At 32.4% G+C, this 16,022-nt stretch carries 17 protein-coding genes; 3 read left to right on the top strand and 14 right to left on the bottom strand.

Annotated elements, in window-relative coordinates; all coding sequences use genetic code 11:
- Positions 1–190: 190 nt before the first annotated feature.
- From ACFWU4_RS14295 to ACFWU4_RS14310, 4 genes are all read right to left on the bottom strand, one after another.
- The gene (locus tag ACFWU4_RS14295; RefSeq protein ID WP_411129064.1) at positions 191–1,282 is read right to left on the bottom strand and encodes a hypothetical protein; all 1,092 of its coding nucleotides are present in this window, start codon (positions 1,280–1,282) and stop codon (positions 191–193) included.
- A 94-nt stretch (positions 1,283–1,376) separates the two neighbouring features.
- Positions 1,377–2,162 carry a hypothetical protein gene (locus tag ACFWU4_RS14300; protein WP_411129066.1) on the bottom strand — a complete coding sequence of 262 codons (786 nt, stop codon included), beginning with the start codon at positions 2,160–2,162 and terminating at the stop codon, positions 1,377–1,379.
- Complete coding sequence (locus ACFWU4_RS14305) at positions 2,149–2,712, bottom strand: RNA polymerase sigma factor (RefSeq protein ID WP_411129068.1); 564 nt, start codon at positions 2,710–2,712, stop codon at positions 2,149–2,151. Before ACFWU4_RS14305 ends, ACFWU4_RS14300 begins: the two co-directional genes overlap by 14 nt.
- A gap of 119 nt (positions 2,713–2,831) precedes the next feature.
- Positions 2,832–3,809: a polyprenyl synthetase family protein gene (locus ACFWU4_RS14310; RefSeq protein ID WP_411129070.1), complete on the bottom strand. Its 978-nt coding sequence runs from the start codon at positions 3,807–3,809 to the stop codon at positions 2,832–2,834.
- A gap of 132 nt (positions 3,810–3,941) precedes the next feature.
- On the opposite strand from ACFWU4_RS14310, the gene ACFWU4_RS14315 reads away from it, so the two are divergent.
- Positions 3,942–4,871, top strand: a complete 930-nt coding sequence (locus ACFWU4_RS14315; protein WP_411129072.1) for a T9SS type A sorting domain-containing protein — start codon at positions 3,942–3,944, stop codon at positions 4,869–4,871.
- A gap of 51 nt (positions 4,872–4,922) precedes the next feature.
- On the opposite strand, the gene rlmN is transcribed toward ACFWU4_RS14315, so the two are convergent.
- The 6 genes from rlmN to rsgA form a co-directional block, all read right to left on the bottom strand.
- Positions 4,923–5,963 carry a 23S rRNA (adenine(2503)-C(2))-methyltransferase RlmN gene (gene rlmN / locus ACFWU4_RS14320; RefSeq protein ID WP_411129074.1) on the bottom strand — a complete coding sequence of 347 codons (1,041 nt, stop codon included), beginning with the start codon at positions 5,961–5,963 and terminating at the stop codon, positions 4,923–4,925.
- A gap of 90 nt (positions 5,964–6,053) precedes the next feature.
- Positions 6,054–7,103 carry a tRNA preQ1(34) S-adenosylmethionine ribosyltransferase-isomerase QueA gene (gene queA, locus ACFWU4_RS14325; protein WP_411129076.1) on the bottom strand — a complete coding sequence of 350 codons (1,050 nt, stop codon included), beginning with the start codon at positions 7,101–7,103 and terminating at the stop codon, positions 6,054–6,056.
- A gap of 71 nt (positions 7,104–7,174) precedes the next feature.
- Positions 7,175–8,404 carry a 3-phosphoshikimate 1-carboxyvinyltransferase gene (locus ACFWU4_RS14330; protein ID WP_411129078.1) on the bottom strand — a complete coding sequence of 410 codons (1,230 nt, stop codon included), beginning with the start codon at positions 8,402–8,404 and terminating at the stop codon, positions 7,175–7,177.
- Positions 8,405–8,437: 33 nt separating this feature from the next.
- A complete protein-coding gene (locus tag ACFWU4_RS14335; RefSeq protein WP_411129080.1) occupies positions 8,438–8,764 on the bottom strand; it encodes a nucleotide pyrophosphohydrolase in 327 nt (108 codons plus the stop codon).
- A 1-nt stretch (position 8,765) separates the two neighbouring features.
- Positions 8,766–9,218: a D-aminoacyl-tRNA deacylase gene (dtd, locus tag ACFWU4_RS14340; RefSeq protein ID WP_411129082.1), complete on the bottom strand. Its 453-nt coding sequence runs from the start codon at positions 9,216–9,218 to the stop codon at positions 8,766–8,768.
- Positions 9,215–10,165, bottom strand: a complete 951-nt coding sequence (rsgA, locus tag ACFWU4_RS14345) for a ribosome small subunit-dependent GTPase A (RefSeq protein ID WP_411129084.1) — start codon at positions 10,163–10,165, stop codon at positions 9,215–9,217. The genes dtd and rsgA overlap by 4 nt, the downstream gene beginning before the upstream one ends.
- An 83-nt stretch (positions 10,166–10,248) precedes the next feature.
- Here rsgA and ACFWU4_RS14350 point away from each other — a divergent pair, with 83 nt between their 5' ends.
- Positions 10,249–10,743, top strand: coding sequence for a hypothetical protein (locus ACFWU4_RS14350; RefSeq protein ID WP_411129086.1), 495 nt, complete (start codon positions 10,249–10,251; stop codon positions 10,741–10,743).
- A gap of 62 nt (positions 10,744–10,805) precedes the next feature.
- Here the strand turns inward: ACFWU4_RS14350 and ACFWU4_RS14355 are convergent, their stop codons facing one another.
- The 4 genes from ACFWU4_RS14355 to ACFWU4_RS14370 all read right to left on the bottom strand — a co-directional run bounded on the left by ACFWU4_RS14355 (position 10,806) and on the right by ACFWU4_RS14370 (position 14,822).
- Complete coding sequence (locus ACFWU4_RS14355; RefSeq protein ID WP_411129088.1) at positions 10,806–11,888, bottom strand: chorismate mutase; 1,083 nt, start codon at positions 11,886–11,888, stop codon at positions 10,806–10,808.
- A 110-nt stretch (positions 11,889–11,998) separates the two neighbouring features.
- Positions 11,999–12,850, bottom strand: coding sequence for a prephenate dehydrogenase (locus tag ACFWU4_RS14360; protein ID WP_411129090.1), 852 nt, complete (start codon positions 12,848–12,850; stop codon positions 11,999–12,001).
- Positions 12,851–12,852: 2 nt separating this feature from the next.
- Positions 12,853–13,998, bottom strand: a complete 1,146-nt coding sequence (locus tag ACFWU4_RS14365; RefSeq protein WP_411129092.1) for a pyridoxal phosphate-dependent aminotransferase — start codon at positions 13,996–13,998, stop codon at positions 12,853–12,855.
- Positions 13,995–14,822 (bottom strand): prephenate dehydratase, encoded by an 828-nt coding sequence (locus ACFWU4_RS14370; protein ID WP_411129341.1) that lies wholly within the window; start codon positions 14,820–14,822, stop codon positions 13,995–13,997. Before ACFWU4_RS14370 ends, ACFWU4_RS14365 begins: the two co-directional genes overlap by 4 nt.
- Positions 14,823–15,100: 278 nt before the next feature.
- Between ACFWU4_RS14370 and gldA the strand changes: the two genes are divergently transcribed.
- Positions 15,101–15,994, top strand: coding sequence for a gliding motility-associated ABC transporter ATP-binding subunit GldA (gene gldA / locus ACFWU4_RS14375; protein WP_411129094.1), 894 nt, complete (start codon positions 15,101–15,103; stop codon positions 15,992–15,994).
- The last annotated feature ends 28 nt before the right edge of the window (positions 15,995–16,022 follow it).

Consider the following 16,022-nt stretch of genomic DNA (forward strand, 5'->3'; position numbering starts at 1 on the left):
TAATATTTCTAGAATTTTCGTGGATTCCTAACGATGCAAGAATGCCATGTTTGTAAATTTAAGGTAAACTATTTGTATTAAAAATTAATACTCTAAATTAACTTTACTTTATCGTGTAAGAAATAAAGTAAATAAAAAGCCTCAATCCAAATTATAGATTAAGGCTTTTAACACTCAAAAATTAATCACTTTATAAAGTATCAAATCGGATACCAAAAGAAATATTATTCTGTTCTATGGACTGATTCTTAAACAATGGGTTTAAATCATATTTAACATATAAAGCTACTTCACCTATTCCTACATAACCGCTAAGACCATAAACGAAAGGACTTACCTCGAAACCACCACGTTGTTTGTTTTTAATTCGATTTCCATCTTCTTTGTACTTAACTTTTTGCATACTACCTAAGTTAACACCTGCATAACCTCCTAGGCCTATTTTTACTTGTCTAATTTTAGAATAACGGAAATAATTCTCTTTTTCAATCTTTTTAGACGGTCCAAATTCAAAGTGCAATGGGACTACTAGGTTAGTGGTTCTAAATTTAGCTTTATTATACTCGAATGGAAACTCCTCTAAAGCAACATCACCATCTGTGTTGACGAAAAATTGATTATCCTTAATATCTAACTTATTCCATTGTACAGAGAAACCATATTTTAATCTCCAAAAATTAGTAGTTTTAAAAATCCTTGTATTTAACGTGTAGCCCCATTCTAGAAAACCTGAACCGCCTAACTTATATGGTGAGTCATTTATACTTTGTCCATCTATTAATGTGTTGTTAAATCCTATTGCAGAGACATTCTCACCAAAAGTTCTTCTGTCAAATTTTGGCTTTTTGTTTTCTTTGCGATCACTACCAAAATCTATATGTACACCTTTTGATCCAATTATCAAAGTTGCTGAGTCATCGTCATCCCTCATATATTGATAAGCATCATATCCATTTCTTTGTAATAATGCTATTTTTCCATTAATAATCTCTGTTCTGATATCGATATTAAGTGCAGCAGTTTTTGCAGCTTCCTTTTTAAGATTTTCTGCCGTTTCGGCTGTAATTTGTTTTTCATCTAACCGCTTATTTATTAAAAATATTTTATGCTTCAGTATATCCTTCTCCTCATCTATAATCTTATCTCTATCAGTTTCTAGCGAAATGATTTTTTTGTCTACATCAATTTTTCTAAGAGAGTCTACCTCTTTATTCTGTCCTTGTATTGCATTAATACTTAATGCTACAATAGCATATACTACTAATCTTGTAATTGTGTTCATAACTGTTTGTTTTTTGATGATTTATATTTACTTAATTTGATTCTAGATTTTTAAAATGACTAAACATCATTCATTCTAAGATTAACTATCTCTCTTAATTATTGCGTTCTGCAACTGCGGTTTTCACCGTCTCAAAACTATCTCTAAGGGCATCGAAAACTTTGCTTCTAAAAGATTGCCCCATTTCATCCTCTACACTTAATAACAATGTGTTGGCATCAACTGTTTTAGAAGTCTCTCTTTGTAATTTACTTTTAAAAAGCTCTTTACTAGCCAGCTTTAATAAAGAATCTACCTCTTTGTCAGTGACCATTCTATTTTCAGTTTTAAATTCTTTAAGAGCAGCTGTTACAGCTTCTGTTTTAATGACAGACTCCTGTATTAAATTTTGTTGCTCATTAGTAATATCATTTTTTGTTTCGGTCCTCTTAACCTCTTCCCTTTTAGTATTATCTGTTAATTGTATTGCTTCTTCTACAACTTTAGATGTTACTACTTTATTCTTAATGATTTGGGGCTGTTTTTTACCATTACCTCTTCGTTCCTCAACTTTAATTTGCTCATCTTCAACAGCTAACTCTATAGTTTCAGTTTTTTTAATAGTTGGCACTTTATCATAAATTTTATTTTCTATTATTTCCTCTTCTACCAATTTCTGGGTGTCAGACTGTACATCTTTATCACTAAAACTCTGCACAGCTATACCCAACATAATTATAACGCCAGCAGCAATACCTATCCACCAAAACCATGGGTTTTTAGACTTTTTTTCTTCTGCATCTAAACGCTCAGATAATTTCATCCAACCATCGCTTGATGGTGATAAGCTACGTTTTTCGAGTTTATCTTTTAATTTTTCTTCGAATTTAATTGGTGCCATAATTGCTCTTATTTAATTCTTTAAATTTCTTTTGAAGCATCTGCCTCGCTTTAAACAGTTGCGACTTTGAAGTACCTTCAGATATTTTTAATAACTCGCCTATTTCATTATGTTTATAGCCTTCTATTGCATACATAACAAACACCATTCTATAACCTTCTGGTAAACTATCTATGAGTTGCTGTATTTCAGCCACTTCAATATTTGTTTTAATATTATTTGAATAATCGTGTTCTAGATATTCATCTTCTGTTGCAAATTCTATATTCTTTTTCTGTCTTAAAAATGATATGGCCTCTCTTACCATAATTCGTCTTATCCAACCTTCAAAACTTCCTTTATTTTTGAATGATTTTAAGTATTTAAAAACTTTAAAAAAGCCATTCAACATTACCTCTTCAGCCTGGTACACATCCTTAATGTAATATCTGCATACACTCAACATTTTTGGCGCATGCAATTCATACAATACATGTTGCGCCTCACGATTATTGTTCGCTGCTCTTTGTATAAGTTTAGTTTCGTTTTTATGAAGTTGTATAACTTTCATTTCTTTTTTTACAATTGCGCTTCTATTTATAAAGACGCTATATTGTTTCCAAGGGTTGCCTGAAGAATAAAAAATATTACAAATAATTTACAAAAGACTGTTTTTTAGTGTTTTATAAATTATTTTTTTCTGTCAATTACATAATCAACCATTAACTTAAGTGAAGATTTGTATGGCGATTCGGGATATTTTTTTAAAAGATTAAGAGCTTCTTCTTGAAATGCTTTCATTTTTGATACGGCATAATCCAATCCTCCATTAGTTTTTACAAAAGAGATAACTTCTTTTACGCGTTTCTTATCTTTATTATAATTCTTAACAGAATTAATAAGCCATGATTTTTCTTTCTTCGATGTATTATTTAATACATAAATAAGAGGAAGGGTCATTTTTTGTTCCTTAATATCAATTCCTGTTGGCTTACCAATAGCTTCATTGCCATAATCAAATAGATCATCCTTAATTTGAAATGCCATGCCTATAAGCTCACCAAACTTGCGCATTGTTTCAACATCTGTTGAATTTGGTTTTACTGAGGCTGCTCCCAAGCTACAGCAAGCTGCAATTAAGGTCGCTGTTTTTTGGCGGATAATATCATAGTATATATCTTCAGTAATATCGAGTTGTCTCGCTTTTTCAATCTGTAGTAACTCTCCTTCACTCATTTCTCGCACGGCTACTGAAATAATCTTAAGCAAGTCAAAATCATTATTATCTATAGAAAGTAATAAACCTTTAGACAACAAATAATCACCAATGAGAACGGCTATTTTATTTTTCCAAAGTGCATTGATAGAAAAGAAACCTCTTCTTCTGTTACTATCATCAACAACATCATCGTGTACTAAGGTTGCTGTATGAATTAACTCTATAACCGAAGCACCTCTGTAAGTGCGCTCACTAACCTCACCATTATTCATCATTTTTGCAACTAAAAAAACAAACATTGGCCGCATCTGTTTTCCTTTACGATTAACTATATAATGCGTTATTCTATTTAGAAGTGCGACCTTACTTGCCATTGAGAGTTGAAACTTTTGCTCAAAAAGCTCCATTTCGTAGGCTATAGGTTGTTTTATTTGTTCGGTTATCTTCATTTATGTAGTACAGAATTGCAAAATTACGAATTATAACGACTTTATATTCTTAAAAACGTAATTATCAATATTTAACATAAACAAAACACTATTATTAGTAACTTTAATTCGATTAATCTAAATACTAAAAACATGAAAAAAATTACTTTATTGATTACGTTCTTAGCAATAAGTATGTATATCTTCCCTCAACAAACAATATCTTTTGAAGCTGGTGAAGGCTTTGCTTTAGGTGATATTAATGCCCAAAGCGGTTGGGTAACAACCGGATGTGGAGCTGGTTGCAATGTCGTGAATCAAAACATCTCTGATGAGCAAGCTACTAACGGAACATTTTCTTTAAAAACATCAGTAGACCCTGCATTTGGTGGACAAACTGGAGGTCCAATTATTGGTGGATTTTATGATCTGGCTGCACCAGTAGATTATACAACTGCTGTTGTATCTTATGATATTTTTATCAATCAACAAGATGCTAATAGCTCTGATTTTAGATTTGGTGTTACAGGTCTTGATGCAATGGGAGACTCCTTTTTTGTGTTTTTTATTGATTTTAATTTTCAAGGAAACGTAAGAGTTGTGAATGCTGCAGGCGACGCTTTTATAGATGCCGCAACATGGAATGTGAATACATGGTATAATGTAAGAGCCGAAATTACAGGTTCTAATATTACTTATTTTTTAGATGATGTACAAATTGCTCAATCCGTAAATTTAAGTGATCTTGATTTTACAGGAATAAGATTTGTTCATGATAATTTTGCAGGTGATGGTTTTATTGATAACGTAAGAATTAATGATGAAGAGTTATCAATAGATCAATTTTCACAAAACTCTTTTACTCATAATTATAGTAAAATATCAAAAAAACTATATGTAGAATCATCTAATATTGCCATGTCTAATATTGAGATTTATTCTCTATTAGGGCAGAACGTCATATCTAAAACATTAACAAATAACAGCGCGTCAATTGATGTAGCAGAATTAAATGATGGTGTTTATATAGCGAAAGTATTTGCTAATGGAAACGTTAAATCAATAAAATTCGTTAAAAATTAATTACTATTTATGTTAGAATAAAAAAAGCGGCTTTTAGCCGCTTTTTTTATTCTAACTTTTATTTGCTAATTGTCCACAAGCAGCATCAATATCTTTCCCTCTACTTCGCCTAACAGTTACTGTGATATTATTTGCTTCGAGCACACTAACATACATATCTATAGCTTTTGAATGTGCTTGCTGAAATTCACCATCATCGATTGGATTATATTCAATAATGTTTACCTTACTTGGAGCAAATTTGCAGAATTCCACTAATGCATCTACATCTTTTCTTTTATCATTAATACCGTCCCAGACAACATACTCATAAGTAATTCTATTCTTTGTTTTTGCATACCAATACTGCAATGCTTCTCGCAAATTTTCTAAAGGAAATGTTGCATTAAATGGCATAATAGATGTACGAACGTCATCTATCGCAGAATGTAACGAGACGGCAAGTTTAAATTTCACTTCATCATCTGCCATCTTCTTAATCATCTTGGGCACACCCGATGTTGACACCACAATGCGCTTTGGAGACATACCTAAGCCTTCTGGAGAGGTTATTTTATCAATGGCTTTAAGTACGTTATTATAATTCATAAGTGGCTCTCCCATACCCATAAACACAATATTACTTAATGGTCTGTTATGATATAGTCTACTTTCATTATCTATGGCAACCACCTGATCGTAAATCTCATCTGGATTAAGGTTACGCATACGTTTCAATCTTGCAGTGGCACAAAATTTACAATCTAAACTGCATCCAACTTGCGATGACACACAAGCTGTGGTACGAGTGGTTGTAGGAATTAAGACAGATTCTACAATTAAATCATCATGTAAACGCACTGCATTTTTAATAGTTCCATCAGAACTTCGTTGCATCTGATCGACTTTAATATGATTAATCACAAAATTATCTTGAAGCATCTGACGCGTTTCTAAAGAAACATTCGTCATGTCCTCAAAACTATGAGCCGATTTTTGCCACAACCATTCGTATACTTGATTACCCCTAAAAGCTTTATCCCCTTGTTTTACAAAGAATTCTCTAAGTTGCTCTTTTGTTAAAGCGCGTATGTCTTTCTTTTTCAATTCCATTTAATACAAAAGTACTTAATTGAGTTGGTATAATCTATCCATAAAAAAAGCCTCAATGAAGAGGCTATTTTTTAAGTATTCAATTTAAAATTATATGATTAGCATTGCGTCCCCGTAAGAGTAGAATTTATATTTCTCTTTAACAGCTTCTTCATATGCTTTTTTCATAAAGTCATGGCCCGCAAAAGCGGATACCATCATTAATAAAGTTGATTTTGGAGTATGAAAATTTGTAATCATGCAGTTAGCTATACTAAAGTCATATGGCGGAAAAATAAATTTATTTGTCCATCCATCATAATCATTTAATCTTCCATTTGATGATACAGAACTCTCAATAGTTCGCATTGAAGTTGTACCTACCGCACATATACGTCTTTTGTTTTCTAAACCTTTATTTACAATTGCAGCTGCTTGTTCTGTAATTACAATCTCTTCACTATCCATTTTGTGTTTAGATAAATCTTCAACCTCAACTGGGTTAAATGTCCCTAAACCGACATGTAAAGTTACCTCAGCCATTTCAACACCTTTAATTTCTAAACGTTTTAATAAATGCTTAGAAAAATGCAAACCAGCTGTTGGTGCGGCAACTGCCCCTTCATTTTTAGCAAAAATAGTTTGGTAACGATCTTCGTCTTCTGGTTCTACATCTCTTTTAATATATTTTGGTAGTGGTGTTTCTCCAAGATCAGTTAATTTACGTCTAAAATCCGTGTAAGAGCCATCATAAAGAAAACGTAATGTACGACCTCTTGATGTTGTGTTATCTATAACCTCAGCCACTAGAGTCTCATCCTCTCCAAAGTATAGTTTATTCCCTATTCTTATTTTACGAGCTGGATCTACTAATACATCCCATAGGCGCTGATCTTGATTAAGTTCTCTTAGTAAAAAAACCTCTATTCTTGCACCAGTTTTTTCTTTATTCCCAAATAATCTAGCTGGAAATACTTTAGTGTTATTAAGAATCATCACATCATCTTCCTGAAAATAATCTATAATGTCTTTAAATTGCTTGTGTTCAATAGTTTGTTTTTCTCTATCAAGTACCATCAATCTAGATTCATCTCTATGCTCTGCTGGATGTTCTGCTAATAATTCTTCTGGAAGGTCAAAACTAAAGTGTGATAATTTCATCTATATATTTTATTTTTTTACAAGTCGCAAATATACAATCTCAACATAGGCCTTGTCAAGTAAATAGCCTTTTATTTTAATTTAAATCCTATTGCTTTAAAATCTTCCCAAAACTGAGGGTAAGATTTACTCACAACATCTGCATTTTGAATAAGTAATGATGTTTTAAAGCCCAATGGTGCAAATGCCATTGCCATTCTATGGTCCTTATAAGTCGCTATTGATATGTTAGGATTAATAAGTTTCGATTTCTTTAAATGTAAAGTTGCTTCTGTTATTATAACTTCAGCGCCCAGCTTCTCCAGTTCTATTTTTAATGCTACTAATCGATCTGTCTCTTTAATCTTTAATGTATGCAGTCCTATTAAGTAGCATTCTAAACCCAAACCAAAAGCAGTAACAGCAATGGTTTGAGCTATATCTGGCGCATCACTCAAATCAAACTCTATTTTAGTTTCGAGATTGATTTGTGATGTTTTCTTAAGTGTTATTGAATTTTGGTAAAACGTGGTCTGTACACCGAAATCTCCATAAAGTTCTGCTAATACCGAATCTCCTTGTAACGAATTCTTTTTATACGAACTTAATATGAGCTCGGTTCCTATTGCACATAAAGCAATGACGCTGTAAAAATAAGAAACTGATGACCAGTCTGACTCAACAGTCAATGTTTTCGATTTTAAGATTGAAGTATTTGGTTCTACCTTTATAGTGTTACCAATAAATCGTGTTTTAACACCAACTTCTTTTAATAAACTCAGCGTCATGTTTATATATGGGACTGATGTAATTTTTCCTTCTAAATTTATCTCTAAACCATTCTCTAACTTAGAAGCAACTAATAACAATGCAGAAATATACTGGCTGCTGACGTTAGCTTTTAAATTTACTTGTGATTTCTTAAGTTTTTTACCTGTAATTTTCAGTGGAGGAAAGCCTTCGTTTTCAACATAATCTATTTTAGCGCCCAAACTTCTTAAAGCGTCTACTAATATTTTAATTGGGCGCTCTTTCATTCTAGAAGAACCTGTTAAAATTACCTCACGATTTTCTTGCATAGCAAAATAAGCAGTTAAAAATCGCATCGCAGTACCAGCATGATGAATATCTACTATATTATCTTGAGACTCTAACGCCTTTTGCATTAAAACTGAATCATCAGAATTAGACAAGTTTTCTATAACAATCCCAGGATATAGCGCCTTTAACAGTAATAATCGGTTAGATTCGCTCTTAGACCCAGTTATATGAATCTCTGATTGAACCTTATCTATTGATGATTTTAAAATTTGTAAATCCATATAAAAAAATATCCCGTTTTAACGGGAATAAAATTACTTTAATTTCTCGTTATTATGATGTCTATCGTGGTCGCGTTTTGCTTTTTTAGTCATTTTTTTATCAAATGCATCTTGCAAATCAATTCCCGTTTGATTTGCCAAACATAATACCACAAACATAACATCGGCTAATTCTTCACCAAGATCTTTCCCTTTATCGCTTTCCTTTTCACTTTGTTCCCCATAACGTCTGGCTATTATTCTTGCAACTTCTCCAACTTCTTCTGTCAGTTGAGCCATATTAGTTAACTCATTAAAGTAACGTACTCCATGCTCTTTAATCCAATTATCTACATCTTTTTGTGCATTTTTAATATTCATTTTATTCTTTATTTTTAGAATCAATAATTATGGTAACTGGTCCGTCGTTAATTAATTGGACCTTCATGTCCGCCCCAAATTCTCCTGTTTGAATTGACTTACCCAATTCAGTTTCAAGTTGACTTATAAACTTTTCATAAAGCGGAATAGCAATATCTGACTTAGCAGCTTTTATATAACTCGGGCGATTTCCTTTTTTAGTACTTGCGTGAAGTGTAAATTGACTGACCAGAATTATATCTCCGCCAGCATTTAATAATGATGTATTCATCACCTTATTTTCGTCAGGGAAAATTCTGAGGTTTATTATTTTTTTGCATAACCAATCGATATCATCTTGAGCATCTTCATTGACTATTCCTAATAACACAAGTAATCCCTTTTCTATGGATGCGACTTCTCTATTATCTATGACTACTGAAGCTTCAGAAACTCTTTGTATTACTACTCTCATTCGTTATCCCAATTATCAGTTCTATAGTGTTCATCTTCACCCTCTAAAATTTGAATATAACTTCTATACCTAGAATAGGATAGCCCGTTATTGTCTAAAGCCTCTTTTACAGCACACTTTGGCTCTTTGAGGTGTAAACAATTATTAAACTTACAATCTTGTTTTAAAGCAAAAAATTCAGGGAAATAATCTCCTACTTCTTCGCGCTCCATATTTACAACTCCAAAACCCTTAATTCCTGGTGTATCTATAATTTTAGCATTAAAACTTAAATCGAACATCTCTGCAAAAGTAGTGGTATGTTGGCCTTGCATGTGCTGTTCTGAAATCTCCTTCGTTTTTAATTCTAGTGAAGGCTCTATAGCATTTACCAAAGTAGATTTACCAACACCAGAGTGGCCGGCAAACATACTTACCTTATTTAACATCAATGCTTTTACCTTATCTATACTTTCACCTGTTTTTGCTGAAATCCCAATACATTCATAACCTATTTCTCTATAGATACTCGCTAAATATTTCACTTCTAACAGCGTTTCTTCAGCGTAAGCATCTATCTTATTAAATAGAAGAATAGTCTTAATAGAATAAGCTTCTGCGGTAACTAAAAATCGATCTATAAATGTTGTAAATGTTGGTGGATTATCTATAGTTACTAGCAGAAATACTTGGTCTATATTAGAAGCAATAATATGCGTTTGTTTAGAAAGATTAACCGACTTTCTAACAATGTAGTTTTTACGTTCATCAATACGATGAATAACTCCTGTTTCAGTATTATTCTTAGTCTCTAATTCAAACTCTACACGATCACCAACAGCGATTGGATTTGTACTTTTTATGCCTTCTAATCTAAACTTACCTTTAATTCTGCATTCGTAGAATTTACCATTCAGTGTTTTAACAGTGTACCAACTGCCTGTAGATTTATATACTGTTCCTGTCATTCATAAAAATTAGTCATAACAAAGTAACAATTTTTAACTAAAAAAGTCTTTACTTTAATGACATAAAACTTAAAACAATTATCATGAAAAAAAAAATCTTATTTATTGCAGCTATTGCTGTTGGTCTAGTTTCATTTTCTTTTATTAACAAAGACGATTCTAATGATAGAAAATCTGTTGCACAAGTTGAGTATAAAGTAGTAACCGTTATTGAGTCTGTTGTACCTAATGGACTTGGTAGATCTCGTATGATATCTGCAAATGAGGTTAAAGATTATAAAGAGTACACAACTACAAGATCTGGTGAAAAGGATAAAGATGAAAAAAATAAATCTAAAAGAGGCGACATACGCATTAAGGACTACGAAGAAACTAAACTATTAAATTTCTATAATTTAGGAGGTATTCGTTTTCAAAATATTGCAGCTAATGATGCTATCATGACGTCTAAAGTTAATTCAATGATTGCAGAGGGTTGGGATTTAGCTTTTATAAATACTGGAGTTGAAAGTGTTGGTGGAAAAGGAGATGGAAAAGGAATCTTTATTACGAGATATACATTTAAGAGAAATCTTTAAAACCTAATTACAGAATAGAAAAAGGCTCGCAAATTGCGAGCCTTTTTTAGTAATTTCTATTTCTAATGACTAATTATTTTATTTTGATGATTAATCGATTCTTGGTGAATCGCTTTAAACATGCGTAAAATAAATTCTTCACTTAGTCCTCTTTCTTCACCTTCTAATACCATTTTACCTAAAATCTCGTTCCAACGTTTACTTTGTAATACAGCAACATTCTTTTGCTTTTTAAGTGTCCCAATACCATCAGCTACTTTCATACGCTTACCTAAAAGGTCAATGATTTGGTTATCTACTACATCAATCTGAGCTCTTAAGTTATTAAGTTCTGTATTATACTCTGCTTCAGGATCAGATTCTTTTCTAATTTTCAAATCTTTCATCATCTGAATTAAAGTCTCTGGTGTTACTTGCTGAGCAGCATCACTCCATGCATTATCTGGATCGAAATGCGTTTCTATCATTAAACCATCGAAATTAAGGTCTAAAGCGGTTTGAGATACATCAAAAACCATATCGCGTTTTCCTGTAATGTGAGATGGATCATTGATTAATGGCAAATCCGGAAATTTATTTTGAAACTCAATAGCTAATTGCCATTCTGGTATATTTCTATATTTCGTCTTTTCGTAAGTAGAAAACCCTCTGTGGATGGCTCCTAAATTTTTAATCCCTGCTGTATATAAACGTTCGATACCTCCTAACCATAATGCCAAATCTGGATTTACAGGATTTTTTACCAATACAATTTTATCAGTACCTTTTAAAGCATCAGCCAATTCTTGCATTATAAATGGACTCACTGTAGAACGTGCTCCAATCCATAACAAATCTACATCATACTCTAGTGCTAACTCTACATGGTTTCTATTTGCCACTTCAGTACAAGTCTTCATACCTGTTTCTGCCTTTACTTTCTGTAACCACTTTAAACCCAAAGCACCAACTCCTTCAAAATTTCCAGGTCGTGTTCTTGGCTTCCAAATACCAGCTCTGTAGTAATTTACATCTGTATCTTTCAGCTCGTGCGCTATTCTTAATACTTGCTCTTCCGTCTCTGCGCTACATGGTCCTGCTATTACTAGTGGATGATCTAATTTCATATCATCCAACCATGTTCTCATTTCTTTTGTGTTTTCCATTTTTTGTTATTAGTCTTTTGTAAATTTTAATTCCGCTTATAAACAGGTTTAGACTTTGCTTAACCTGACATTACATAGGAGTATAGTTTTTAATTTTTTTGTGATTTATTTTATTGTATTCCGTTTAATATATCTTTTATATGATTTGTTGTTCTCATCTCGTTGTAGACTGCGTCAAAATCACCATCTTCCATGAGCTTTTTAAAATGCTTAAGATTATTGATGTACTCATCTAAGGTTTCTATAACGTTAGTTTTATTTTGTTCAAAAATCGGTGTCCACATGGCAGGTGAGCTTTTTGCTAAACGCACTGTACTTTCAAATCCACTGCCAGCCATATCAAAAATATCGCGCTCATTTTTTTCTTTTTCAATGACGGTTTTGCCTAACATAAATGCGCTAATATGTGATAAATGTGAGACATAAGCTATATGCTTATCGTGTGCTTTCGGATTCATATACCGAATACGCATACCCAATTGAGAAAATAATTTTAATGCTTTTTCTTGAAGTTTGAATGCAGTTTCTTCCACCTCACAAATTATGTTTGTTTTATTCCTATATAAACCATGAATAGCTGCGCTTGGCCCTGAATGTTCTGTACCAGCAATAGGATGTACAGCCAAATAATTTCTTCGTTTTGGATGCTTTTTTACTACAGCACATATATCTTCTTTAGTAGAGCCTGCATCGAATACAATAGCGTTTTCTGAAATCTTATCTAAAACCTCAGGTAAAACTTTTAAAGTGGCATCAACAGGTATCGCTACAATGACTACATCAGCTTTTTCTAATTCTTTAAAACTTGCTTTCTCATCAATAACACCCAATGCTAGAGCTTCATCTAAATGAGATTTATTTTTATCAATACCATAAATAATAGCAGACGAATTTTGCTTCTTTATATCTAAAGCAAAACTTCCGCCAATTAGCCCTACACCTATTATAAAAATATTATTCATCCTTACTTAACTCTTTCTATTGCTTCTCTTATTATCTCTTCTGAAGCACATAATGAAAACCTAACATATCCCTCTCCATTACTTCCAAATACGGTTCCTGGTGCTAAGAAAATAGAATGCTCTTTTAGCACTAAATCTGTAAAGGCTTCAGATTTCATTTTTGCTGGCAATTTTGCCCAAACAAATAAACCTGTCGCATCTTTATCGTATGTGCAATTAAGACAATCTGCTAACTTCCAGATTAGTTCTCTTCTTTGTTCGTAAACACTATTTAAACTTACATACCACATGTCTGAACATCTCAAGGCCTCTATAGCTCCTTTTTGAATTCCGTAAAACATCCCAGAATCCATGTTACTTTTCACTTTTAAAACCGCATTGATATAATCATAATTGCCTACCAGCATACCTACACGCCAACCTGCCATATTAAATGTTTTACTTAATGAATTTAATTCTAAGCAAACATCTTTAGCATGGTTATAACGCATTATACTTATTGGCTTTTTATTAAGTACAAAGCTATAAGGATTATCATTTACAATAAGAATATTGTGCCTTTTACCAAATGCTATAACTTCATCATAAAATTTGTTTGGTGCATTAGTTCCTGTAGGCATATGTGGATAATTAATCCACATTATTTTCACTTTGCTCAAATCCATGCGTTCTAAGGCAATAAAATCTGGCAGCCAATTATTATCTTCCTTTAAATCGTATAAAATTGAATTTGCTTCTAGAAGCTTAGTGACAGCAGCATATGTTGGGTAACCAGGATTAGGTACCAAAACCTCATCACCTGGATTAAGAAAAGCCATAGAAATATGCATAATTCCTTCTTTACTCCCCATTAATGGTAATACTTCAGTTTGTGCACTAATATGAACTTTATAACGCGTTTTATAAAAGTCTGTGACCGCCTCCCTTAGTTGAGGCAAACCTTGGTAGCTCTGATACTTATTTGCACCTTCATCCTCTAAACTACCCTTTAAGGCCACTGTTGCATTTGATGGAGGCAAAAGATCTGGACTACCAATGCCAAGATTTATTATTGGCTTACCTTGAGACTTTAAAAACGCAACTTCTCTTAACTTCTTAGAAAAGTAATATTCTTCGACTTCTTTTAAACGGTTAGCAACTTCTATCATAATCTCGCATTTTTATATTCACCCAAAACTTTAAAATTCTCAGCCATTAATTTCATAATGGAAGTCGCTTTTTCATAATCTTTATAATCTTCAAAAGTAACATCCACAAAAAATGCATACTTCCACGGACTTTCAATTTTTGGCAACGATTGAATCTTTGTTAGGTTTAGTTTACAATCGCTCATTACATTGAGTATTGTAGCTAAGCTACCACGCTTATGGTCTAACTCAAATTTTAAGGATGCTTTATTAATTCTTTTGCGCTCAATATTTTTATTATTGCGCTGCACAATAACAAAACGCGTTTCGTTATGCTTTATGGTTTGAATACTTGCAGCTAAGACGCTCAAATCATACAACTGAGCAGCATTTTTACTTGCAATTGCTGCGGTACCCTTAATATTTTGCTCAGAAATCTGCTTAGCAACATCTGCTGTGTCTTTTGCTTCTACCAACTTAATATGAGGATAATTTTTAAAAAACACTTTGCATTGTAATAGCGCCATAGGATGAGAATGCACTTCCTTTATATCTGAAATTGCTTGCCCATTTAGTGCTAATAAGTTATGCTGAATATCTAAATAATGCTCCCCAACAACACTAAGATTATGGTTGTCTATAAGCGCATAATTTGGTATTATAGAACCTGCTATAGAATTCTCTAAAGCCATTACAATATAATCTGTATCACCTCTTAATAGATGGTCTACCGTCCTATCAAATGACATACATTCTACTACTTCTGCTTTATCACTAAAGTAGCGCTGTGCGACCTCGTGATGAAACGACCCTTTGATTCCTTGTATTGCTATTGGCTTTGTCATAACAAAAAAAGTCTCGATTAAAAATCGAGACTTTTTCATTTTATATTTTAATTAAAACATACTAAGTCTCGTTCTTTTAGCTAAAAAAGAAATAAAACCAGTTAAAATATGTTCTAGATATATTCATTATTATAATTATACGGCTAATGTAACCAATATTTTTACAAATCAAAATTGTTAAATTAATTTTTTATTGATGTTCTATAAGTTTTAAAGAATTAGCAATAATCGCGATGCAATATTAATTATTACTTATTTTTGATTAAATATTATACAATATGTCCATTGAGGTTAAAAACATAACGAAACTCTACAAAGATCAAAAAGCACTTAATGATGTTTCTTTTAAAGTAAATGACGCAGAAATTGTTGGTTTTTTAGGACCAAATGGAGCTGGTAAATCGACTATGATGAAGATTTTAACAACTTACATTGCAGCTTCTGAAGGATCAGCTAGTGTTAATAATTTTGATGTAAGCTCAGACAAAAAAAATGTACAATGCAGTGTTGGTTATTTACCTGAACACAATCCGCTTTATACCGATTTATATGTAAAAGAGTATTTAAATTTTAATGCCAATGTGTATAAAACTCCGAAATCTAGAATTGAAGAAATTATAGACCTTACTGGATTAAGACCAGAGGCTCATAAAAAAATAGGACAACTTTCTAAAGGCTATAGACAACGTGTAGGCTTAGCAAATGCACTATTACACAATCCTGATGTTTTAATTTTAGATGAGCCGACCACTGGTTTGGACCCAAACCAATTAGTAGACATAAGAAACCTCATTAAAACTATTGGGAAGAAAAAAACAGTATTCCTATCTACTCACATAATGCAAGAGGTTGAAGCTATGTGCGATCGTGTTATAATAATTAACAAAGGAAAAGTAGTTGCAGACAAATACTTAAAAGATTTAAGAGAAGGCCAAGAACAAATTGTAATTGTAGAATTTGACTATCGTGTTGAAGATGCTTTTTTACTTAAACTTCCTAAGGTTAAAACTGTGAAAAACACGCACGACTTTATATATGAGATTACCTTTTCTACAAAAGATGATATGCGTTCGCATGTATTCGATTTTGCGCATGATAATGAGTTAAAAATTCTTCAACTTAATCAGAAAAACACAAGTTTAGAAAGCTTGTTTCGGGAATTGACCAGTTGAGAAATCCCATCCTAGCCTTACCAGAGAT

The sequence above is a fragment of the Winogradskyella sp. PE311 genome (assembly GCF_046545555.1).
Taxonomy (GTDB): Bacteria; Bacteroidota; Bacteroidia; order Flavobacteriales; family Flavobacteriaceae; genus Winogradskyella.